The organism is Salmonella sp. FC25216 (genome assembly GCF_057751355.1).
The window spans coordinates 207,347-230,684 of sequence record NZ_JBDGON010000004.1; the positions used below are offsets into that span (position 1 = coordinate 207,347).

Below are 23,338 nucleotides of genomic sequence, written 5' to 3' on the forward strand. Positions count from 1 at the left end.
GCATGATGACTATGCTGCGCGGATGGATAACGATTATCGTCATGCTGACGGCAATAAATGCGCAGGCGGCCTGTAGCTGGCCTGCGTGGGAGCAGTTCAAGAAAGACTACATTAGCCAGCAGGGACGCGTTATCGATCCGGGCGATGCGCGAAAAATTACCACCTCCGAAGGGCAAAGCTACGCTATGTTCTTTGCCCTGGCGGCGAACGATCGACCGGCGTTCGCGCAACTGTTTAACTGGACGCAAAATAATCTGGCGCAGGGATCGCTGCGTGAACATCTGCCCGCCTGGCTGTGGGGACAAAAAGATCCCGACACCTGGTCGGTGCTGGACAGCAACTCCGCGTCCGACGGCGATATCTGGATGGCATGGTCGCTGCTGGAGGCCGGTCGTCTGTGGAAAGAGACGCGTTATACCGAAGTGGGCACGGCGTTGTTAAAGCGCATCGCCCGCGAAGAGGTCGTGAATGTGCCGGGGCTGGGCTCAATGCTGCTACCTGGCAAAATCGGCTTTGCCGAGGCGAATAGCTGGCGTTTTAACCCAAGCTATCTGCCGCCGCAGTTGGCGCAATACTTTAGCCGTTTTGGCGCGCCGTGGTCGACGCTACGGGAAACCAATTTGCGGCTTTTGCTGGAAACCGCGCCGAAAGGTTTCTCGCCGGACTGGGTGCGTTATAAAAGCAAGCAAGGCTGGCAGTTGAAAGCGGAAAAGACGCTGATCAGTAGCTACGATGCGATTCGCGTCTATTTATGGGCGGGAATGATGCATGATGGCGATCCGCAAAAAGCGCGTTTACTGGCGCGATTTAAACCGATGGCGACGTTAACCATAAAAAACGGCGTTCCACCGGAAAAAGTTGATGTCGCCAGCGGGAACGCACAAGGGACGGGGCCGGTCGGGTTTTCCGCCGCCTTACTGCCTTTCCTGCAAAATCGCGATGCTCAGGCCGTGCAGCGACAGCGGGTCACAGACCATTTTCCTGGCAGCGATGCCTATTACAACTATGTGCTGACTCTCTTTGGACAAGGCTGGGATCAGCACCGTTTTCGCTTCACCGTCAAAGGTGAATTATTACCTGACTGGGGCCAGGAATGCGTAAGTTCACGTTAAGTCTCATGCACGCTTTTTTGCCGGATGGCGGTCGAAATGCCTTACCCGGTAAAAGGGGCATTTATCGGGCATTGTTGGGTTTATCGCTTGGTATGGCGCTAACTCCGCTTGCCGACGCAGCGACCTCCGCGCAGCAACAGTTGCTGGAGCAGGTTCGGCTGGGAGAGGCCATGCACCGTGAGGACTTAGTCCGTCAGTCGCTCTATCGGCTGGAACTGATCGACCCAAATGATCCACAGGTTATCGCCGCCCGTTTCCGCTATCTGTTGCGGCAGGGGGATAGCGACGGGGCGCAGAAGCTACTTGACCGGCTGGCGCAACTGGCGCCGGAGTCGACGGCGTATCAATCTTCCCGCACCGCGATGCTGCTCTCCACGCCGCAAGGACGCCAGTCTTTGCAGGAGGCGCGTTTACTGGCGACGACCGGCCATACTGAGCAAGCGATCGCCAGCTACGACAAGCTGTTTAAAGGTTATCCGCCGGAGGGCGAACTGGCGGTCGAATACTGGACGACCGTGGCGAAATTGCCCGCCCGCCGTCACGAAGCGATTAACCAGTTACAGAAAATCAATGCCGTCAGCCCGGGTAATAACGCTCTGCAAAATGCGCTGGCGCAACTGTTGTTCGCCAGCGGGCGGCGCGATGAGGGATTCGCGGTGCTAAAACAGATGGCGAAATCCAGTACGGGACGCGGCGCGGCCTCCGCCATCTGGTACCAGCAGATAAAAGATCTCCCGGTGAGCGACGCCAGCGTAAAAGCGTTGCAAGACTATCTGACGCAGTTTAGCGAAGGCGATAGCGTGTCTGCCGCTCGCACCCAGCTTAGCGAGCAACAAAAAGAGTTAGCCGATCCGGCGTTCCGCGCGCGCTCGCAAGGCATCGCGGCGGTTAATGCCGGAGAAGGCGGTAACGCCATTGCGCAATTGCAGCAGGCGGTGAGCGCCCGGCAGGACGATAGCGAGGCGGTTGGTGCGCTGGGGCAGGCATACTCACAGCGTGGCGATCGCGCCCGCGCCGTCGCGCAGTTTGAAAAGGCGCTGGCGATGGCGCCGCACAGCAGCAGCCGCGATAAGTGGGAGAGTCTGCTGAAGGTCAATCGCTACTGGCTGTTAATTCAGCAGGGCGACGCCGCCTTAAAGGCTAATAATCTGGCCCAGGCGGAGCGTTTCTATCAGCAGGCGCGAGCGGTGGATAACACTGACAGCTACGCGGTGCTGGGGCTGGGGGATGTGGCGATGGCGCGCCAAGATAATGCCGCCGCCGAACGTTATTATCAGCAGACGCTGCGTATGGATAGCGGTAATACCAATGCTGTGCGCGGGCTGGCGAATCTCTATCGCCAGCAGTCGCCGCAAAAAGCCGCCGCGTTTATCGCTTCTCTTTCCGCCAGCCAGCGGCGCAGTATCGACGATATCGAACGCAGTCTGGAAAATGACCGTCTGGCGCAGCAGGCGGAAACGCTGGAAAGCGAGGGCGAATGGGCGCAGGCCGCTGAGCTGCACCGTCGTCGGCTGGCATTAGATCCGGGTAGCGTGTGGGTGACGTACCGACTGTCACGCGATCTGTGGCAGGCCGGGCAGCACGCCCAGGCCGATGCGCAAATGCGCTCACTGGCGCAGCAGAAGCCAAACGATCCGGAACAGGTCTATGCTTATGGGCTTTATCTTTCCGGCAGCGATCGGGACCGGGCGGCGCTGGCGCATCTCAATACCCTGCCACCCAGCCAGTGGAACAGCAATATTCAGGAACTGGCGGACCGATTGCAAAGTAACCAGGCGCTGGAAAGCGCTAACCGCTTGCGCGATAGCGGCAAAGAACGCGAAGCGGAAGCGTTGTTACGTCAGCAGCCGCCCTCTACACGCATTGCGTTAACGTTGGCGGATTGGGCGCAGCAGCGTGGCGATAATGCGGCGGCCCGCGCCGCTTATGACGCCGTTCTGGCGCGTGAACCGGGTAATGTCGATGCCATGCTGGGGCGAGTGGAAATCGACATCGCACAGGGTGATAACGCCGCGGCGCGCGCTCAACTGGCGGCGCTGCCTGCGGCGCAAATCGCCTCTATTAACATGCAGCGCCGCGTCGCACTGGCGCAGCTCCAGCTTGGCGATATCGCGGCGGCGGCGCGGACCTTCAACCGCATTACGCCGCAGGCAAAAGCACAGCCGCCATCAATGGAAAGCGCGATGGTATTGCGTGACGCCGCCGATTTTCAGGCGCAAACGGGCGAGCCGCAGCGGGCGCTGGAGACCTACAAAGATGCCATGGTCGCGGCGGCGATTACGCCGGTTCGTCCACAGGATAACGATACCTTTACCCGACTGACGCGCAATGATGAAAAAGATGACTGGTTAAAACGCGGCGTGCGTAGCGATGCGGCGGAGTTGTACCGTCAGCAGGATCTCAATGTCACGTTGGCGCACGATTATTGGGGGTCGAGCGGTACTGGCGGCTACTCCGATCTGAAGGCGCATACTACGATGCTTCAGGTGGATGCGCCCTGGTCGGACGGACGGGCGTTCTTTCGTACTGATATGGTTAATATGGATGTTGGCCGCTTCTCTACGGATGCGGATGGGAAATACGATAATAACTGGGGCACCTGTACGCTGGAGAAATGCAGTGGACACCGTAGCCAGGCCGATACGGGCGCGAGCGTGGCAGTCGGCTGGCAGAATGAGACCTGGCGTTGGGATATCGGCACGACGCCGATGGGCTTTAATGTCGTTGATGTGGTCGGCGGCGTGAGCTATAGCGACGATATCGGGCCGTTGGGTTATACCCTGAACGCGCATCGTCGCCCGATCTCCAGTTCGTTGCTGGCGTTTGGCGGGCAAAAGGATGCCACCAGCAATACCGGCACCAAATGGGGCGGCGTACGGGCCAACGGCGGCGGCGTCAGTCTCAGCTATGATAAAGGCGAAGCAAACGGCGTTTGGGCGTCGCTCAGCGGCGACCAGTTGAGCGGTAAAAATGTGGAAGATAACTGGCGCGTGCGCTGGATGACCGGTTATTACTATAAGGTGATTAACGAGAATAACCGCCGCGTTACCGTTGGGCTGAATAACATGATCTGGCATTACGACAAGGATTTGAGCGGTTATTCACTGGGTCAGGGCGGTTATTATAGCCCGCAGGAATACCTGTCGTTTGCGGTGCCGGTGATGTGGCGGCAGCGTACGGAAAACTGGTCGTGGGAGTTAGGCGGCTCGGTATCCTGGTCGCACTCCCGTACCCGTACCATGCCGCGTTATCCGCTGATGAATTTGATCCCGGCGGAGTATCAGGAGGATGCGCGTGACCAGACCAATGGCGGTGGCAGCAGCCAGGGATTTGGCTATACCGCGCGGGCGCTCATTGAACGCCGGGTCACTGCCAACTGGTTTATTGGTACGGCAGTCGATATTCAGCAGGCGAAAGACTATACCCCCAGTCATCTGCTGCTGTATGTCCGTTATTCCGCAGCAGGCTGGCAGGGGGATATGGATTTACCGCCGCAGCCTCTGGTGCCTTATGCTGACTGGTAATCATTGTGTCAGGCCTACGTATTGATATGCGCCGTAGGCCTGAGAAGCGCAGAGCCATCAGACGCTATCATTAACCGTTATTCAGAAAAGTCCTTTTCAGATACGGCCTCTCTTAATGCTGCTGCAATCGGGTATACTCAGGCGGCAGTCCGGGATATCCAGGGAGAGTCAATTTGCGCGTCAGCCGCTCGTTAACAATTAAACAGATGGCAATGGTTGCGGCCGTTGTCATGGTGTTTGTTTTTGTCTTTTGCACCGTTCTGTTGTTCCATCTGGTGCAGCAGAACCGCTACAACACGGCTACGCAACTGGAAAGCATCGCGCGATCCGTCCGGGAACCCCTTTCTTCCGCGATTTTAAAAGCGGATCTCCCCGGCGCGGAAACCATTCTGGAAAGTATTAAACCTGCGGGCGTGGTGAGTCGCGCCGATGTGGTATTGCCGAATCAGTTCCAGGCGTTGCGCAAGCGCTTTATTCCTGAACGCCCCGTCCCGGTCACGGTGACGCGTCTCTTCGAACTGCCGGTACAAATTTCTCTGCCGGTTTATTCGCTGGAGCGTCCCGCCAATCCGCAACCTCTGGCCTACCTTGTATTGCAGGCGGATTCGTACCGTATGTATAAGTTCGTCATGAGCGCGCTCTCTACGTTAGTGACCATTTACTTACTTTTATCGCTAATCCTGACGGTGGCCATCGCCTGGTGCGTAAACCGCCTGATTGTGCACCCGCTGCGCAAAATTGCCCGGGAGCTGAATGACATTCCGCAGCAAGAGCTTATCGGGCATCAGTTGGCGTTGCCGCGTCTGCATCAGGATGATGAGATTGGGATGCTGGTGCGCAGCTATAACCTCAACCAGCAGCTTATGCAGCGTCAAAGCGAGGAGCAAACGGACAACGCGATGCGTTTTCCGGTTTCCGATCTTCCCAATAAAGCCTTTTTAATGGCGCTGCTGGAACAGGTTGTCACCCGCCAACAGACCACCGCGCTTATCATCGTGACGTGTGAAACTTTGCGTGACACAGCAGGCGTGCTGCAAGAAACGCAGCGGGAGATTCTATTGCTGACGCTGGTTGAGAAGCTGAAGTCGGTGCTGGCGCCGCGCATGGTGCTTACGCAGGTCAGCGGGTATGACTTTGCCATTATCGCCCACGGCGTAAAAGAGCCGTGGCACGCCATCACATTAGGTCAGCAAATACTCACTATCATTAATGAGCGGCTTCCCATCCAAAGTATTCAACTACGCCCAAGCTGCAGTATTGGCATCGCGATGTATTATGGCGATCTGACCGCTGAACAGCTTTATGGTCGTGCCGTCTCCGCCGCGTTTACCTCGCGTCGGAAGGGTAAAAATCAGATCCAGTTCTTTGACCCGGCGCAGATGGAGGCCGCTCAACAGCGCCTTACCGAAGAGAGCGATATCCTTACCGCGCTGGATAACCATCAATTCGCCATTTGGCTACAGCCGCAGGTCGAGATGCGCAGCGGCAACGTCATAAGCGCTGAAGCCTTGTTACGTATGCAGCAGCAGGACGGTAGCTGGGAATTACCGGAGGGGCTGATTGAGCGCATTGAATCCTGCGGCCTGATGGTCACGGTGGGCTATTGGGTGCTGGAAGAGTCCTGTCGCCAGCTTGCCGCCTGGCAGGAGCGCGGCGTGACATTGCCGCTTTCCGTCAATCTTTCCGCGTTACAGCTCATGCACCCAGGCATGGTGTCGGAGCTGCTGGAATTGTTAAACCGCTATCGTATTCAATCGGGTACGCTGATTCTTGAGGTCACTGAAAGCCGCCGTATCGACGATCCACACGCTGCCGTCGCCATCTTACGTCCGTTACGTAATGCTGGCGTGCGTATTGCGCTGGATGATTTTGGCATGGGCTACGCGGGGCTGCGCCAGTTACAGCATATGAAGTCGTTACCGGTCGATATCCTTAAAATTGATAAAATGTTTGTCGATGGGTTACCGGATGATCACAGTATGGTAACGGCGATTATCCTGATGGCCCGCAGTCTTAATTTACAATTGATTGCCGAGGGCGTGGAGAACGAGGCGCAGCGCGCGTGGCTGGAACAGGCTGGGGTTGACGTGGCGCAAGGCTTCCTGTTTGCTCGCCCCGTTCCCGCGGATATCTTTGAAGAACGGTATCTGCCGCACGTAAATCCTGATTACAAAAGTTAAAAAAGGTCGCGCTTGTGCGAGCCAGCTCAAACTTTTTAACATTTTTGTTTCAATTATGATCCTGGCGCATTTCTGTCATGTTGTGTGGGTGTTATTTTAAGGCCGCAGGTTACTCATAACCTTACAAGACCTGTGGTTTTTACTTCAAGGACACCCTATGAAAACCTCTCTGTTCAAAAGTCTTTATTTTCAGGTCCTGACAGCAATCGCCATTGGTATTCTCCTTGGCCATTACTATCCTGAACTGGGCGCACAAATGAAACCGCTTGGCGACGCGTTCGTTAAGCTCATTAAGATGATCATCGCTCCTGTCATTTTCTGTACTGTCGTGACGGGCATCGCAGGCATGGAAAGCATGAAAGCGGTGGGCCGTACCGGCGCGGTAGCGCTGCTTTACTTTGAAATTGTCAGTACGATTGCGCTGATTATCGGTCTTATCATCGTTAACGTCGTGCAACCTGGCGCCGGGATGAACGTCGATCCGGCAACGCTGGATGCGCAGGCGGTGGCCGTTTATGCCGCACAAGCCAAGGAGCAGGGCATTATTGCCTTTCTGATGGATGTCATACCGGGCAGCGTGATCGGCGCGTTTGCCAGCGGCAACATTCTGCAGGTCTTACTGTTTGCGGTGTTGTTTGGTTTTGCGCTGCACCGTTTGGGCAGCAAAGGCCAGCTAATTTTCAATGTGATTGAGAGTTTTTCGCAGGTCATTTTCGGCATTATCAACATGATCATGCGCCTGGCGCCGATTGGCGCATTTGGCGCGATGGCTTTCACCATCGGTAAATACGGCGTCGGTTCTCTGGTGCAACTGGGGCAGCTCATTATCTGCTTCTATATCACCTGTATTCTCTTCGTGGTGGTGGTACTGGGGACGATTGCACGGGTAACGGGCTTTAGCATTTTTAAATTTATTCGCTATATCCGGGAAGAATTACTCATTGTACTCGGCACCTCCTCTTCCGAGTCAGCGCTGCCGCGTATGCTCGATAAGATGGAAAAACTGGGGTGCCGTAAGTCGGTGGTTGGACTGGTGATCCCGACGGGGTATTCGTTCAACCTCGATGGCACCTCTATCTACCTGACGATGGCGGCGGTGTTTATCGCCCAGGCGACCAATAGCCATATGGATATCTTCCACCAGATAACGTTGCTGGTCGTGCTGCTGCTCTCGTCAAAAGGCGCCGCAGGCGTGACCGGAAGCGGCTTTATCGTGCTGGCGGCCACTATCTCCGCCGTTGGACATTTACCGGTTGCGGGACTGGCGTTAATCCTCGGTATCGACCGCTTTATGTCCGAAGCGCGCGCGCTGACTAACCTGGTGGGTAACGGCGTGGCGACGGTGGTGGTTGCCAAATGGGTGAAAGAGTTAGATCACCAAAAGCTGGACGATGTGCTTAATAATCGTGCGCCGGATGGCAAAACGCACGAAATTTCCTCCTAATCTCGCCACTTATGCCCGTAGTCCCTTCCAGGACTGCGGGTGTTTGCGCATAATTGACCCCTGCGCCCAAAGCATACAGCATGATGCTTAGGGATTATTTCACTTCTTCCGTGACATTTTTAGGTTCTTGCGGTCTAACACGAAGTGTTTTTACGTCATATTCAGGCACCCCTGCCGGGGCTGTCTTTTTATTACCAGGATTGTTGATCAGGGGTTCACATGCAGGGCACAAAAATTCGACTCTTAGCGGGCAGTCTGTTGATGTTGGCCTCTGCCGGCTATGTGCAGGCAGATGCGCTCCAGCCCGATCCGGCATGGCAACAGGGGACGCTGGCTAATGGGTTACAGTGGCAAGTGTTGGCTACGCCTCAGCGCCCCAGCGATCGTATTGAAGTTCGTCTGCAGGTTAATACCGGTTCGCTCACCGAAAGTACGCAACAGAGCGGGTTCAGCCATGCGATTCCCCGTATCGCGCTGACGCAAAGCGGTGGTCTGGATGCCGCACAGGCACGTTCTTTATGGCAGCAAGGGTTTGATCCTAAACGTCCCATGCCGCCCGTTATTGTTTCTTATGATTCCACGCTCTATAACCTCAGTTTACCCAATAACCGTAACGATCTGCTGAAAGAAGCGCTGACCTATCTGGCTAATGTTTCCGGTAAATTAACCATTACGCCAGAGACGGTGAATCATGCGTTAAGCAGCGAAGATATGGTCGCGACGTGGCCAGCAGATACTAAAGAGGGCTGGTGGCGTTATCGGCTGAAAGGGTCGGCGTTATTGGGGCACGATCCTGCCGAACCGTTAAAGCAGCCGGTAGACGCGGCCAAAATTCAGTCTTTCTATGAAAAATGGTACACCCCGGATGCCATGACGCTGATTATTGTCGGCAACATTGATGCGCGCTCCGTCGCCGAGCAAATCAATAAAACGTTCGGTACGCTGAAAGGTAAACGCGAAGCGCCCGCCCCAGTGCCGACGCTTTCGCCGCTGCGGGCGGAGTCAGTGAGCATTATGACCGATGCGGTGCGCCAGGATCGTCTCTCCATTATGTGGGATACGCCGTGGCAACCGATTCGCGAATCGGCGGCGCTGTTGCGTTACTGGCAGGCGGATCTGGCGCGCGAAGCGCTGTTCTGGCATATCCAGCAGGAGCTCACTAAAAATAACGCGAAAGATATTGGTCTGGGGTTTGACTGCCGGGTTCTATTTCTGCGCGCGCAGTGCGCCATCAATATTGAATCACCTAATGATAAGCTCAATACCAATTTGAGCCTGGTGGCGAATGAACTGGCGAAAGTACGCGATAAGGGTCTGTCGGAAGAGGAGTTTACTGCTCTGGTGGCGCAGAAGAATCTCGAATTGCAAAAGCTGTTCGCGACCTACGCTCGTACCGATACCGACATTTTGACTGGACAGCGTATGCGCTCGTTGCAGAATCAGGTGGTGGATATCGCGCCGGAGCAGTATCAGAAGCTGCGCCAGAATTTCCTCAACAGCCTGACCGTCGATATGCTCAATCAGAATCTACGTCAGCAGCTATCGCAGGAGATGGCATTAATTTTGCTGCAACCGCAAGGCGAGCCGGAATTTAATATGAAGGCGTTAAAGGCGACGTGGGATGAAATCATGGCCCCGGCGACTGCCGCCGCTGTTGAAACGGATGAGGCGCATCCGGAAGTGACGGATACGCCGGCGGCACAGTAACCTGCCGCCCGTCGGCCCGAGCCCTGTGTAAAATGCCGGATGGCGGCGTGACCGCCTTATCCGGCACAGGCACAACGTTCACGCAGGTCCGGTAAGCGCCGCGCCATCGGGCAAAAGCGAATGACTTACTGCGGCATCGCGTCGTGCGGAATAATCGCCCCACGGTACTGAATCACCGTGCTGGCCGTCAGGTGCCCACGCTTCGCGGCATCCGTCGCGCTGCCGCCCGACAAACGAACGGCCAGATAACCGGCGCTGAAGGAGTCGCCTGCGGCAGTGGTGTCTATCACTTTCTCTTTCGGGAGTTTGACCGCCGGAACGTCAATGAGCGCCTCGCCCTGAATCGAGACCAGGCAAGAGTCCGCCCCGCGTTTTACCACCACTTCCTGTACGCCTGCCGCATGGGTGCGGGCAATGACCTCTTCCACCGCTTTCTTACCCCATAGCGCGTCTTCATCGTCCAGCGTCAGGAAGGCGATATCGGTACATTCCAGCATCTTTTGATAGACCTGCTGCGTTTCTTCGCGACTTGTCCATAAACGCGGGCGATAGTTATTATCAAAAATCACTTTTCCGCCGTTGTCGCGGCATTCACGCAATAAAGACAGCAGCTTATCACGGCTGGCCGGGCTTAAAATCGCGAGGCTGATGCCGCTCAGGTAGAGGTAATCGAAGGTCGCCAGCGACTTACAGATAGCCGCCGTCTGCTCGCTCTCCAGCCAGAATTTCGCCGCCGCTTCGTTACGCCAGTAGTAGAAGGTACGTTCGCCAGTGTCGTCGGTTTCGATGTAATAGAGACCTGGCAGACGATTTTCCATCCGCTGCGTTAGCGATGTATCCACATTTTCATGCTGCCACGCCTCCAGCATCTGTTGGCTGAAACTGTCGGTACCCAGCGCCGTCACATAGTGAACGGTCAAGGCGGCAGAATCGACCTGACGGGCAATATAAATGGAGGTATTCAACGTGTCGCCGCCGAAGCCGCGCTGAACATCAGCGCCTTTCTGCGACAGTTCAATCATGCATTCGCCAATCACGGCAATCTTTTTAGACATAGTCGTGAACCTGATCTGTAAAAATTAGCGTTAGTGTGCGCTGTGGATGTTTAGTGGTCAATCATATTAAAACATCGTTCCATTATTTTTTTGAGCCAAAACGTATTTCTGACAGGTTTTCGTGACCTGTTTTTATTTTGCCTGGGACCGAGGGTAAAGTTCTCTGCCTGAACGCCGATAACCTTTGACGAGTCCGGACAGTCACACTCCCATTAACAGGACAACTGAGATGATAAAGCAGGTTATCCAGCAGCTAAACGTTCCTGATGCAGGTATAGAGAACTTGCAGGAACGGCGCTATTGGCTGCAATGCGAGCGTGCCTATACTTACCAGCCGATATACCAGACGAATGGCCGTCTGATGGCGGTTGAACTTCTGACTGTCGTAACCCATCCTGATAACCCTTCCAGACGTATTGCCCCGGATCGTTATTTTGCGGAATTAGCGGTTCGACACCGCATTGACGTAGTGAAAGAACAACTTCATCAGCTTGAACAAAAAGCGGATTTTTTCACTTGTCATCACTTATTGGCATCGGTCAATGTCGACGGCCCTACGCTGATTGCCATGCGACAACAGCCGGACATTCTGGCAACGATGGAACGCTTACCCTGGCTGCGTTTCGAGCTGGTGGAACATATTCGTTTGCCAAAAGACTCCTCTTTCGCCTCGATGTGTGAGTTCGGCCCGCTATGGCTGGATGATTTTGGTACTGGTATGGCCAACTTTTCAGCGCTGAGCGAAGTGCGGTATGACTATATTAAAGTGGCGCGAGATCTGTTCGTCATGCTGCGTCAGACCCCGGAGGGGCGCAACCTGTTCATTCTGCTGCTGCAACTGATGAACCGCTACTGCCGCGGCGTTATTGTCGAAGGCGTGGAAACGCTGGAAGAGTGGCGTGATGTACAGCGCTCACCCGCCTTTGCCGCCCAGGGCTATTTTCTTTCCCGACCCGTGCCGCTGATATCGCTCGAAGAGGTAATTTTGACCTTGTAACGCCAGACTGTTCCCCGTAATACGTGGTATTACGAGGCGCGGTCGTCCTCCTTTTTCGTCTGACTGGACTATCTTTAGGACAGGCAAGGGAAGAAGTGAGGAAATAACACATGACTAAAGCAGGCAAAATAACCGCCGCCATCACAGGGACTTTCTTGTTGTTGATCGTCATAGTGATTGTGTTGATCGCAACATTTGACTGGAACCGCCTCAAACCGACCATCAACCAGAAAGTCTCTACCGAATTGAACCGGCCTTTCGCTATTCGAGGCGATGTAGGTGTGGTGTGGGAACGCCAAAAACAGGAGACCGGCTGGCGAAGCTGGGTACCGTGGCCACATGTTCATGCGGAAGACGTCATTCTCGGCAATCCGCCGGATATTCCGGAAGTAACGATGGTGCATCTGCCACGCGTTGAGGCGACACTCGCCCCGCTGGCGCTCCTGACCAAAACCGTCTGGCTGCCGTGGATCAAACTGGTGAAACCCGACGCGCGTCTTATTCGCCTGTCCGAGAAAACCAATAACTGGACCTTTAACCTCGCGCAAGACGAGAATACGGACCCCAATGCTAAACCTTCCGCCTGGTCCTTCCGGCTGGATAATATTCTCTTCGACCAGGGGCGAATCGCGATCGATGATAAGGTCAGCAAAGCGGATATCACTATACTGATAGATCCGTTGGGCAAACCGTTGCCGTTCAGCGAAGTGACGGGAACGAAAGGCAAAGAGGACAAATCCAGCGTGGGCGACTATGTCTTCGGCCTGAAAGCGCAGGGGCGTTATAACGGGGAGCCGTTGACCGGTACGGGGAAAATAGGCGGTATGCTGGCGCTACGCAGCGAAAGTACGCCTTTTCCTGTGCAGGCCGATTTCCGCTCTGGCAATACGCGGGTGGCTTTTAGCGGCGTGGTGAACGAACCAATGAAAATGGGCGGTGTCGATCTGCGGCTTAAATTCTCTGGCGATTCACTGGGCGATTTATATGATTTAACCGGCGTGCTGCTGCCGGATACGCCGCCGTTTGAGACCGATGGGCGATTAGTGGCGAAAATTGACGCCGAAAAGTCGTCGGTATTTGATTATCGTGGTTTTAACGGGCGTATTGGCGACAGTGATATCCACGGCTCCCTCACTTATACCACCGGTAAACCGCGTCCTAAACTGGAAGGTGAGGTCGAATCGCGCCAGTTACGACTGGCCGATCTTGGGCCGCTGATTGGCGTGGATTCCGGGAAAGGCGCTGAGCAGTCGAAACGGTCTGAACAGCGCAAAGGCGAGAAGAATGTTCAGTCGGCGGATAAAGTGTTGCCTTACGATCGCTTCGAAACCGACAAATGGGACGTCATGGACGCCGATGTCCGGTTTAAAGGCCGGCGTATTGAGCATGGCGGCAGTCTGCCGATTAGCGATCTTTCGACCCATATCATCCTGAAAAACGCCGACTTACGTCTACAGCCGCTGAAGTTTGGTCTGGCAGGCGGCAGTATTGTATCCAACATCCATCTGGAAGGGGATAAAAAGCCGATGCAGGGGCGGGCGGATATACAGGCACGTCGGCTGAAGCTTAAAGAACTGATGCCGGATGTGGAGCTGATGCAGAAAACGCTGGGCGAGCTGAACGGCGATGCGGATATTCGCGGCACGGGCAACTCGGTCGCCGCGCTGCTTGGCAACAGTAACGGTAATCTCAAATTATTGATGAATGACGGATTGATTAGCCGCAACCTGATGGAAATCGTGGGGCTGAACGTCGGCAACTATATTGTCGGGCAGATTTTTGGCGATGACGAAGTGCGGGTTAACTGCGCGGCGGCGAATCTCAATATTGCGAACGGCGTGGCGCGACCGCAAATTTTTGCTTTTGATACGGAAAATGCGCTGGTTAACGTGACCGGTACGGCGAGTTTCGCCTCTGAACAGCTTGATTTAACCGTTGATCCGGAAAGTAAGGGGATTCGTATTATTACGCTGCGATCGCCGCTTTACGTGCGCGGGACATTTAAAAATCCGCAGGCGGGCGTCAAGCCCGGTCCGCTGATTGCGCGCGGCGCGGTTGCGGCAGCGCTGGCGACGTTGGTAACGCCCGCTGCCGCGTTACTGGCGCTAATTTCGCCGTCTGAAGGCGAAGCCAACCAGTGCCGGACGATTTTAACGCAGATGAAGCAGTAACGTGAAACGTAGCGCCGGATGACGACGCAAAACGTTTTATCCGGCCTACGTCGCGCCATCCGGCCGCCCTATTACAGCGACTGGTGGCGCGTCTCATGGATTAACAGCAACGCAATCAGCGTCAGCGCCGCCATTGACGCCAGGTAAACTCCTACCGCCGCCAGCCCGTAGTGGCTTTGCAGCCATGCGGCAATATACGGCGCGACGGAAGCGCCCAGAATCGATGACACATTGTAGGAAAACGACGCGCCGGTATAGCGCACTTCCGTCGGAAACAGCTCCGGCAGTAGCGCTCCCATTGGGCCGAAGGTCAGCCCCATCAGACTCAAACCTAACAACAGGAACACGAATACCAGCGCCGGATTGCCTGAACCCAGCAGTGGGGTAAAGGCGAACAACGCGAAGAGAATGATGAGCGTGGTAATGATAACCATGCTTTTCCGACGGCCAAATGCGTCCGCCAGCAGGCCGGCGACGGGCACCATCACGCCGAAACCCATCACCGCCATCATCAGCATCCACAGTATTTCATTGCGCGGCAGGCCAAGTCCCACCGGCGCGGCGGCGGTGCTGTAAGTCATGGAATAGACGGTCATGATATAGAACAGTGTGTAGGTCGCCAGCATGATAAACGTGCCGAGAATGGTTACGCGGACATGTTTCGTCAGCAACGTGCCCAGCGGTATTTTCACCTGCTTTTTCGCTGCGGCCACTTTCGCAAACACTGGCGTTTCATGCAGCGACACGCGCACATACAGACCGATAATCACCAGCACCGCCGAGAAGATAAACGGCACGCGCCAGCCCCAGCTCATAAACTGCTCGTCGGTCAGCAGCCAGGAGAGTAACAGGAAGGTGCCATTGGCAAAAAAGAAGCCGATCGGCGCACCCAACTGCGGGAAGGAGCCATACAGCGCGCGTTTGCGCGGCGGCGCATTCTCTGTCGCCAATAACGCTGCGCCGCCCCATTCGCCGCCCAGCCCCAGCCCCTGGCCGAAACGCGCCAGCGCCAGCAGCAGCGGCGCGAAAATACCCATCGTCGCGTAGCCCGGCAACAGACCGATAATGACTGTTGAGATCCCCATCGTCAGCAGCGAAGCCACCAGCGTGACTTTGCGGCCTACCCGGTCGCCGAAATGACCGAATAGCGCAGAGCCAATCGGACGCGCCACAAACGCGATAGCGAAGGTGGCGAGCGATTGTAGCGTTGCCGCAGTGGGATCGCCCTGTGGGAAGAAGATATGGGGGAACACGATCACCGCTGCGGTGGCGTAAATATAGAAGTCGAAGAACTCAATCGCGGTGCCGATAAGCGAGGCAATAACGACTTTATTGCGTGAGTTTACCGGAACATGTTCCTGTTCATGGTCGAGTGTTGTGGCGGTTGCTTGCATACTATTTTCTTATTTTTAGCGAACGAATAGCCATATTACGCACAGCAAAAGTTATATTTCAATGTGTAACAAAAGCCAAAAATGGTCAAAAAAAGCGCAAAAAGGGGATAATGTTTAAGCCAGCCATTTTGCGTCTATGAAATGCTTCACATAATTTTAAAATTAGTGAATAAGACTGTTTTTTGGTTAAATAAAAGTTAATTACTGGATTTATATGCTGAAACAATGAGATGAGACGGAAGGACGTGCCTGATTGTACCGCTGGGTACGCTTTGCTTGCCCGGCCTGGGTCCACACAGCAGTAGGCCGAATGACGACGCCGTGCGTGCCATTCGGCAGCAAGTCACAGATTAGCGTTGCGTTTTACCCGGCATTCGCGGGTCGTCCTTGTATTCGGCGGTCGCTATCCAGGCCGCGCAGAATAACGTCAGGCGAGCAAAAAAGTAGAAGAATGCCATCAGACCGAGTACGGAGCCAAACGCCGCGCCGGAAGGCGATTTCACCAGCGATGGCAGCGTATAGGTCATAATGATTTTAATCACCTCAAAACCGATAGCGGCGATAAATGTCCCGCGAATCAACGCCTTTTTACGTGGACGATGGCGAGGCAGTCGCCAGAAAATCCAGAAAAAAAGCAGATAGTTGGCAAAAATAGAGATTGCCAGACCGATCAAATGCCAGGCTGGTTTTAACCATTCGATGCTGTCGAGATATAAGGCGGAGATAATCATCTGCTGGGCGGAACCGGCGATGGAAGTGATGGAAAGCGTAATGATTAAAGCGACCAATAATCCAATCAGTGAGATAAAATCGCGCAGATATTTGAGCCAGATTTTCTCCTGGTCCTGCGGCGTTCTCTCCCAGACGTCCCGTGACTGGGCGCGAATCGCTTCTCGCAGGTTGCCCATCCAGTTAACGCCGGAATAGAGCGCGATACCCAGTCCGACCAGCCCAACCGTGGTACGCTGTTGAACCGCCGTAGTAATCGTGTTCTTAAGCGTGGACGCCAGCGTAGGATCGCTCACATTCATCAATATCTTGCTGAAAATATCTTCCAGTAGATTAGGGTGCGAGGCGAGGATAAAACCTGCTGCGGCAAAGGACACCATCATTATCGGGATCATCGACAGAAACGAGAAGTAGGTGATAGCTGCGCCAAACTGATTGCCCAGTCGATCGTTAAAACGTTCGGTCGCGCGAATGAGGTGGGCCACCATCGGTTGACGCTGAATTTTTTGCATCAGGGTGGTGACGGCATGCAACGCCTGATTTGCCTTTTCGTTTTTTTCCGGCGCATCTTGCGGCTGCATTTCTATTTTTTGTATCGGGTCGTGTTCCAGTTCCTGAATAGGGCGTTTTACGTCATTTTCCTGCGTCATCAGGTCGGTAGTCCTTCATCATTAATAGAGTAGTCAGTATAGCTTCTCCCCGGCTGATGCTGAAAACGTGGCTACTCTGCGGCCTCTTTGATAGTCTCGGTCAGCCATACCATAAACAGATGTATCCGGCGGGAAAGATTACGGCGATGAGGATAATGCAGCGTTACCGGCAGTGGAGCGGCGCGATATTGCGGCAAAATTTCAATGAGCGTTCCGGCGCGTAAAGCCTCACGCACAACAATGCGCGGCGTCTGAATGATCCCTAACCCTGCCAGACAAGCTGCATGCCAGGTCTCCGTACTGTTTACAGTTAGCATTCCGCCGGTTTTTACCCACTGTATACCGTGGGAGGTTTCGAAGGCAAAACCCGGTGAAGAGGCTCCTGGCGTCAATGAATAATGCACCACCGCATGCGAGGCGAGATCGTCAAGGTTTTCCGGATACCCAAAGCGCGCCAGGTATTGTGGACTGGCGCAGTTCACCCTCGTCAGTTTGCCAAGCGGGCGCGTTAATATCCCTGGCGCGTGTAGCGGCTCTGTACGCACCACGCAGTCGAAATCTTCCCGTAGTAAATCAACCTGTCGATCGCTACTACAAAGTTCCAGTGCAATGCCGGGATAATGATGTAAAAAAGTGGGCAGGCGCGGCATGATTAGGCTGTTTGTGAGACCCGGCGGTATATCTATTCGTATTTTGCCGCTGATACTGGCGGGGTCAGACTGAAAAAGGCCTTCCAGTTCATCCAGGTTACTCAACAGATCTTTTGCCCGTTCGTAGTAAGCCATTCCGTCCTGCGTAAGCTGTACCCGCCGGGTGGTGCGGTGGAGCAGGCGCGTGCCCAGTTGATTTTCCAGCGCTTGTATCTGCCGTGAAACGCTGCCTTTGGGGAGGCCGACATCCTCTGCTGCGCGGGAAAAACTTTCCCGTTCCGCCACGCGTACAAACAATTTCATTGCATATATTTTATCCATCATCAGGCTCTATTATTGTTTTTATTGAAACAGTGACGCTGAAGCGGCTGGTTTTATTGATTTTCTAGCATCTAATAAGCACTTTCGCAATCATTGTCCGCGTGACGAATAGGTCTGATCACGCTGTGCAACGGATTTATCCCTTCAAGTCAGGTTGTGCAGCGCCAAAAAGTCGTTAAACGGGACGAGGGCGGTAAAATGCGTCGATAAAAGTGGGTGCGGCAGGGCGGAAAATGTGCGTGGATAGACGGTATTTGAATTGACCCATCGTCGCAGTTTTCAGGGCTGACCGGTTATTTTTTAACGCGGTGTGCTAATTTATATTTTGTAACATACCAGATGGAAGACAGATGTTTCTTTTGCGGCGCGCCAGGCATATTCTTCTTGATAATTAATATTAAAGTTAGCGTTTTATGTTGTTGCTAATAAGATATTCCTTAAATTAAAGCGCTAATTCTGGCTAATTATGTAATCCCGATGTTGAAGCTGTAAATATTCATAACCCCTCTCTTCCTCAACTAATGGCTATCGGTAAAATGGTCTATGCCAAATGGCGACTTCTTATTTTACCCTACGGGGAATACCCTTCCTCATCTTGAGTCTATTATTTTACTGAGGCGGAGAAAAGTAATGCAGGTAATCATGTTTGACAGGCAGTCAATATTTATTCATGGAATGAAAATCAGTTTGCAGCAACGTATTTCAGGAATAAGTATTCAGAGTGTCGGTCAGGCAGAAGAACTCTGGCAAAAAGTAGAAAGCACGCCGGATGCGCTGATCATGCTGGATGGCGGCCTGGATGCTGAATTTTGCCGTGAGGTGCTACAAAGAATCGCGCGGCAATTTCCTGAGGTGAAGATTATTATCACGGCGATGGAAGGCAGTCAAAAGTGGCTGCATGAAATGATGCAATTTAACGTTCAGGCCGTGGTGCCGCGTGATTCTGATGCCGATACCTTTGCCCTTGCGCTCAATACTGTCGCTCGCGGGATGATGTTTTTACCGGGGAATTGGTTAAATTCAACGGAACTGGCGTCCCATGATATAAAAGCGTTAAGCACCCGCCAGCGAGAAATTTTACAGATGCTTGCCGCAGGAGAATCAAATAAACAAATTGGTCGGGCGTTAAATATTAGTACCGGGACGGTTAAAGCGCATCTTGAGTCGCTTTACCGGCGGCTGGATGTGAAAAATCGTACTCAGGCCGCCATGATGTTAAATGAATCGAATTAACAACGTTAAATTTACAGTCCGCAGATTCCTCACTGTGAAATATCACTCGTATTAATTAATGATAAAAAACGCTGATGTCCGATGCTGAACATCAGCGCAATAAGCGTTTCGTGTTGAAACCGATCATTAAGCTCCGGCAGGCAGGTCTGTAGCAATTTATCGCAGTTATTGAGGTCATCCAGCAAGAATGCCTCCGCCTGTTCGGGCGTAATGAACGTCAGTGTTTCATCCGGCGTCAGCATATGTCCGTAACCAATCACCCAATCCCCCTGTCGATCGCGATACTTTTCCAGCGACAGACCTTGCCACTGTTTAATAAACGCGATGCAGGCGGAACTAAAGCGAGATGAAATGTGCGGCATGGCGTCTTTCTCATAAAAATCGCGATTATAAAGTGTGCGGCAAGCATGACCAGTGGTCAGAGGGCCAAACGCTGGCAGGGAAAAGGTCTATACCGTTCAGCGTAACGCCACGTTGACAGAATGAAAAGCTGATGTTTTAGGTTAGCAACCGATCTTCTTATAAATTTGCAATGATTAAGATTAAGTCACTGAAATGTGGCTAAATCTGTTATATCTATGAAAAAACATAATTAAAAGAAAACTAAGATCTCGTCGCGGGATCGTCTTTTTAGGGAAGATAATGACGAATAGCGCTTCGCAGGCGACACATGCGCCTTTTGAACATAGCCTGGGGATTATCCGCCAGGCGTCAATGGAAATACTGCTGCTGCTGGGTGTTCATACCGCAGAGGGAAAAGAGCCTCGGTGGTTCATGGAACAGCTTGAGCAGGCGCGCCTTAATCTGGGCGGTTGGGGCGCGGTGGCGAAAAAATTGCGGATAAATGACGCGCAGTTGAGCCAGTTTATGCTGCAACTGCGTCACCTTCAGCAGCATGTCCCCCAGTATGACAGCGGACAAGAGGTCACAGAAAATCAACTGCTTGCCGCGTTGCGTTTTGTCACCTCGCTGGAACATCTACGTCAGCAACAGCCGCTACTGACGTATCAAACTGAACTGGAAGAACCCGACCAGGAGGCGCATCTTGAGGCGCAGCGTCAGCTTCGGGCGATAGAGCTGACGTTAAAAGCGCTTATTGCGCGCGCATGGCCGGATCGGGCGTCTCTGAATCACTACCTTAAACAGCATTTCGGCCCGGACCGTTTGCGCCAGTGGTTAAAACAGGGAGAAGATCAACATGCGCTGGAAGGCATGTTGTTCAGCGAGCTGGCGCTCATGGTGGTCGATAAGAAATTGTTTGCCCGTCATTACGTCAGAATTTTTAATGACGCCTCGGCGTTGACGCTGTTCGCCGAGTCGCGCACCACTCTGCGTATGTTTCTGGATGATTGCCGCCTCGCGCGAAACGAGGTTATCGCCAGGCAGCCGCTCACCTCAGCGCGGCTTATGCTGCTAAACGTTCAGTATCAGCAAATCGTTCGACCCATCCAGCGCGCCTATGCCGAAAAGCGTACTCGCGTGAATCCCGCTTCGTTTCTGCTGGCGGATGAACGGGAATTGCGTCAGTTCTGGGAAACCGCACGGCTTAAAGATCGACAGGCCGGAGGAGATAAGCATGAGATTAGTGAGAGCATAGAGCCGCCGCGTAAACGGCCGCCGCGCACGCCTGAAGAACGTGATCAACTGATTTCCGGCGCTTTGTGGGGCGGGGTCGGCGTAATGACTCTGGCGATACTGGCGGGCGTATTCTGGCTGTTCAGTTCGCCCCCGCCGGGCGACGGGGCCGGGCAAACTCTCGCGATTGCGCAGGATGAGCCGCCACGCGAGGCGCCCTCCGCGCGGGAAACGATCACCCATATGGGTATTACCTGGGATACGTATAACATGCGGGCGGCGATAGATCGCAATGATACGCGGGTGACGGCGCTGTTCCTACAGGGCGGAATGAACTGGCAACTCGCGTGGACGGAGCAAGCGTTTGCGGCGGGACATACCGAGGTGCTGCAACTGTTGTTGCGTTATCCCGCGCTGATGGATGAGGTAAAACCTTGCCGACGATTTATCACAACGTTAAGCCACGCCATGTCGAGCGGCGCGCCGCTGACCGCGATGCATAAAACCTATTTGCAAACGTTTTGCACCGTTCCGGCCGTTGTGACGCGCCAGCAGCACGATACGGAGCAGGCCCGATTACGCGCTCAGGCCCGACCCAGCGCAGACAATAAAAAATGGTTTAAAATTCAGTCAGCCATTTATGATGCGATTCACTGAGGCCGGAGCAGGTTAAGGCTCTCCATAAAGGCCAATCAGGCGGCGCACCACGCCATTGGTCCAGCCGAATCCATCCTGTAGCGGATACTCACCCCCGCCGCCTTCGCGGGGCGTACCGCCGGAAATATGGTATTTCTCAATCAGTTTATGGTGCTCCTGATAAAAATGGTTCACCGTTTTTAACCAGTTATGGGCGATTTCATCGCCCAGCATATCGTCGCCATACAGTTTGAAGCCCTGGATCGCCATCCATTGCAGCGGCGCCCAGCCGTTCGGTTTATCCCACTGTTCGCCGGTTTCGTATTCGGTCGCCATAATTCCGCCGGGCGTTAACAGGCGGCTGCGTACCACATTTGCCAGACGGTCGGCCTGTTCATGGTTTGCCATACCGACATACAGCGGCACGATACTGGCGGCGGAAAAGAGCGCCATTTCTTCGCGTCGCCAGTCATAGTCCCGATAACAGCCGTTTTCATCATCCCACAGATAATGGTTCACGGCGGCGCGGCGATCGCTGGCTTTCTGACGAAATAGCGCTTCGGTGTCACGTTCGCCTTTCAGCGCTGAAATATTGGCGATGGCGCTCTCCAGTTTGTACAGAAAAGCGTTCAAATCGATGGGGATAAACTGGGTTGTGCGTATGCTGGCAAGCCGACCCGCATCGCGTAGCCAGCGTGAAGAATAGTCCCATCCGGACGCTGCCCCGGCGCGTAAATCCCGGTAGACTTCATTGGGCGGACGGCCTGAATGTTTCGCGGTTTCGACATCTTCCAGCCACGACTCGTCGCGCGGCGTGTCGCGATCGTCCCAGTAGCGGTTCAGCAGGGAACCGTCCGGCATCCGCACAACGTGGCGATAAGCCTGGTTGAGCGCCAGTGATTCGGCGCCGTCCATCCAGAAGGCGTATTCCATTTTGAGATGGTCGAGATAACGCCGCGCGCCGCGCACGCCGTCTTCTTCAAACAGTTCAACCATCAGGGCAAAAACTGGCGGCTGGGAACGGCTCAGGTAATAGGTCCGGTTGCCGTTGGGAATATGCCCGTAGTTTTCAATCATCCAGGCGAAATTATCCGCCATACATTTAAGTAAGTCTTCGCGCCCGCTTTCCGCCAGACCCAGCATGGTAAAATAAGAGTCCCAATAATAGGTTTCGCTAAAACGGCCACCCGGCACGATATAGGATTGCGGCAGGGCCAGCAGCGAAGACCACGGAATATGATCCTGCGGTTCGCGCGTCAGTATCGGCCAAAGCTGGTCAATATGTTCTTTGAGCGAGTTTTCGGGGTTAGAGACATACTCGCTGGATAAGGTTTCCGGTAGCCAGAAATGGTTTTCGACGAAGCGGCGTAAGTCAAAATCACGGTGGCGTCTGACCTTACGGTAGCGGATCAGAATATCAAGCGGGTCCATCTTCGGCGCGCAGTCCGGGAACGTTTTACTGTCTGGAAACAGTTTTGTTGACTGTACATGCTCGAACAGTTCGAGATACCGATCGGCAGGGGTCAGGGCGTCAGAGGCGGGAAGCCCCTCGATCATCTCCGGCTCCGGTTCTGCCTCGATCATTTCATCCAGCTTTAACTCGCACGGGTCTGTTTCATAAAGCAGATCGACATCAATAGTCAGATCTTCAGAAGGCGTGGGGTTTAATTTCTGGTTGAGCATAATGACAAGGACCTCCGGCTTGCGTCGTAAAAGATACGGGTGTTGCCCGGCTGTCTATTAAGCGTAGACATTCGCTTCGATACCTGGGTTGCAAAGTGTGCGGTAGATCACATTTTACAATTTACCTGCCAAGAAAAATTATTAATAACTTAATGAATATTATAGTGAAAAAACTGTTTTCATGACGCCTCCCCCAGACCTAAAATCAGAACATTCGTTTCGCAGCGGTATAACTACGTAACCGCATGGCGTGGATTCACAAGCAAAGGTAACATAA

15 protein-coding genes are annotated in these 23,338 nt (G+C 53.9%); 9 read left to right on the forward strand and 6 right to left on the reverse strand.

Annotated features, from left to right (window positions below; all coding sequences use genetic code 11):
* Positions 1-2: 2 nt before the first annotated feature.
* The 5 genes from bcsZ (at position 3) to AC3G3F_RS10230 (ending at position 9,967) form a co-directional block, all read left to right on the forward strand.
* Entirely contained in the window at positions 3-1,112 is a 1,110-nt protein-coding gene (gene bcsZ / locus AC3G3F_RS10210; RefSeq protein ID WP_063390909.1) for a cellulose synthase complex periplasmic endoglucanase BcsZ, read from the forward strand.
* Positions 1,094-4,636 (forward strand): cellulose synthase complex outer membrane protein BcsC, encoded by a 3,543-nt coding sequence (bcsC, locus tag AC3G3F_RS10215; RefSeq protein WP_063390908.1) that lies wholly within the window; start codon positions 1,094-1,096, stop codon positions 4,634-4,636. Before bcsZ ends, bcsC begins: the two co-directional genes overlap by 19 nt.
* A gap of 173 nt (positions 4,637-4,809) precedes the next feature.
* Positions 4,810-6,816 carry a biofilm formation regulator HmsP gene (hmsP, locus tag AC3G3F_RS10220; protein ID WP_023247781.1) on the forward strand — a complete coding sequence of 669 codons (2,007 nt, stop codon included), beginning with the start codon at positions 4,810-4,812 and terminating at the stop codon, positions 6,814-6,816.
* Between the two features lie 157 nt (positions 6,817-6,973).
* Positions 6,974-8,260: a C4-dicarboxylate transporter DctC gene (gene dctA / locus AC3G3F_RS10225; RefSeq protein ID WP_000858228.1), complete on the forward strand. Its 1,287-nt coding sequence runs from the start codon at positions 6,974-6,976 to the stop codon at positions 8,258-8,260.
* Positions 8,261-8,479: 219 nt separating this feature from the next.
* On the forward strand, positions 8,480-9,967 hold the full coding sequence (locus AC3G3F_RS10230) for a M16 family metallopeptidase (protein WP_023247782.1): 1,488 nt from the start codon (positions 8,480-8,482) through the stop codon (positions 9,965-9,967).
* A gap of 125 nt (positions 9,968-10,092) precedes the next feature.
* Here AC3G3F_RS10230 and kdgK read toward each other — a convergent pair whose 3' ends face one another.
* Positions 10,093-11,022 carry a 2-dehydro-3-deoxygluconokinase gene (gene kdgK, locus AC3G3F_RS10235; protein WP_079813278.1) on the reverse strand — a complete coding sequence of 310 codons (930 nt, stop codon included), beginning with the start codon at positions 11,020-11,022 and terminating at the stop codon, positions 10,093-10,095.
* Positions 11,023-11,251: 229 nt separating this feature from the next.
* Between kdgK and pdeH the strand changes: the two genes are divergently transcribed.
* Entirely contained in the window at positions 11,252-12,019 is a 768-nt protein-coding gene (pdeH, locus tag AC3G3F_RS10240) for a cyclic-guanylate-specific phosphodiesterase (RefSeq protein ID WP_023247784.1), read from the forward strand.
* 110 nt (positions 12,020-12,129) lie between these two features.
* On the forward strand, positions 12,130-14,190 hold the full coding sequence (locus AC3G3F_RS10245) for an AsmA family protein (RefSeq protein WP_488394931.1): 2,061 nt from the start codon (positions 12,130-12,132) through the stop codon (positions 14,188-14,190).
* A gap of 71 nt (positions 14,191-14,261) precedes the next feature.
* On the opposite strand, the gene AC3G3F_RS10250 is transcribed toward AC3G3F_RS10245, so the two are convergent.
* The 3 genes from AC3G3F_RS10250 to AC3G3F_RS10260 all read right to left on the reverse strand — a co-directional run bounded on the left by AC3G3F_RS10250 (position 14,262) and on the right by AC3G3F_RS10260 (position 17,934).
* Positions 14,262-15,584 (reverse strand): MFS transporter, encoded by a 1,323-nt coding sequence (locus AC3G3F_RS10250; RefSeq protein ID WP_023247786.1) that lies wholly within the window; start codon positions 15,582-15,584, stop codon positions 14,262-14,264.
* A 350-nt stretch (positions 15,585-15,934) separates the two neighbouring features.
* Positions 15,935-16,963, reverse strand: a complete 1,029-nt coding sequence (gene yhjD, locus AC3G3F_RS10255; protein ID WP_023247787.1) for an inner membrane protein YhjD — start codon at positions 16,961-16,963, stop codon at positions 15,935-15,937.
* Positions 16,964-17,034: 71 nt separating this feature from the next.
* Entirely contained in the window at positions 17,035-17,934 is a 900-nt protein-coding gene (locus AC3G3F_RS10260; protein WP_023247788.1) for a LysR family transcriptional regulator, read from the reverse strand.
* A 630-nt stretch (positions 17,935-18,564) separates the two neighbouring features.
* Here AC3G3F_RS10260 and AC3G3F_RS10265 point away from each other — a divergent pair.
* The gene (locus AC3G3F_RS10265; protein WP_053508006.1) at positions 18,565-19,167 is read left to right on the forward strand and encodes a response regulator transcription factor; all 603 of its coding nucleotides are present in this window, start codon (positions 18,565-18,567) and stop codon (positions 19,165-19,167) included.
* A 29-nt stretch (positions 19,168-19,196) separates the two neighbouring features.
* Here AC3G3F_RS10265 and AC3G3F_RS10270 read toward each other — a convergent pair whose 3' ends face one another.
* On the reverse strand, positions 19,197-19,529 hold the full coding sequence (locus AC3G3F_RS10270) for a glycoside hydrolase family protein (protein ID WP_023247790.1): 333 nt from the start codon (positions 19,527-19,529) through the stop codon (positions 19,197-19,199).
* A gap of 280 nt (positions 19,530-19,809) precedes the next feature.
* Between AC3G3F_RS10270 and AC3G3F_RS10275 the strand changes: the two genes are divergently transcribed.
* The gene (locus tag AC3G3F_RS10275; RefSeq protein WP_053508005.1) at positions 19,810-21,399 is read left to right on the forward strand and encodes an STY4199 family HEPN domain-containing protein; all 1,590 of its coding nucleotides are present in this window, start codon (positions 19,810-19,812) and stop codon (positions 21,397-21,399) included.
* Between the two features lie 12 nt (positions 21,400-21,411).
* Here the strand turns inward: AC3G3F_RS10275 and AC3G3F_RS10280 are convergent, their stop codons facing one another.
* Complete coding sequence (locus AC3G3F_RS10280) at positions 21,412-23,061, reverse strand: alpha,alpha-trehalase (RefSeq protein WP_000934254.1); 1,650 nt, start codon at positions 23,059-23,061, stop codon at positions 21,412-21,414.
* Positions 23,062-23,338 lie beyond the last annotated feature (277 nt).